The sequence below is a fragment of the Chromohalobacter sp. HP20-39 genome, assembly GCF_033052815.1.
Lineage (GTDB): Bacteria > Pseudomonadota > Gammaproteobacteria > Pseudomonadales > Halomonadaceae > Chromohalobacter.
Map to the genome: position 1 here is coordinate 1 of NZ_JAWHTP010000879.1, position 256 is coordinate 256.

1 pseudogene is annotated in these 256 nt (G+C 53.5%); it reads left to right on the plus strand.

Features of this window, described 5'->3' with window-relative positions:
- Positions 1–256 (plus strand): annotated as a pseudogene (yobB, locus tag RVY79_RS20485) (carbon-nitrogen hydrolase family protein YobB); the annotation flags it as partial.

A 256-nucleotide genomic window follows, 5' to 3' on the forward strand; every position in this document is an offset into this window, starting at 1 on the left:
CCATCATTGCCGGCCTTCCCGTTGAATATAACGATCGCTTTATTCGTGGAATTGCGGTGTTCGCACCGTGGCGAAAAACGCCTGGGATCTACCATCAGAGTCATGGTGCATGTCTGGGCCGTCGTTCCAGAACCATCACGGTGGTCGATGAACAACCGCAAGGTATGGATATGGACCCGACCTGTTCACTGTTTACTACAGGGCAATGTCTGGGAGAACCCGACCTGCTGGCGTCGGCCCGTCGCTTACAATTTTT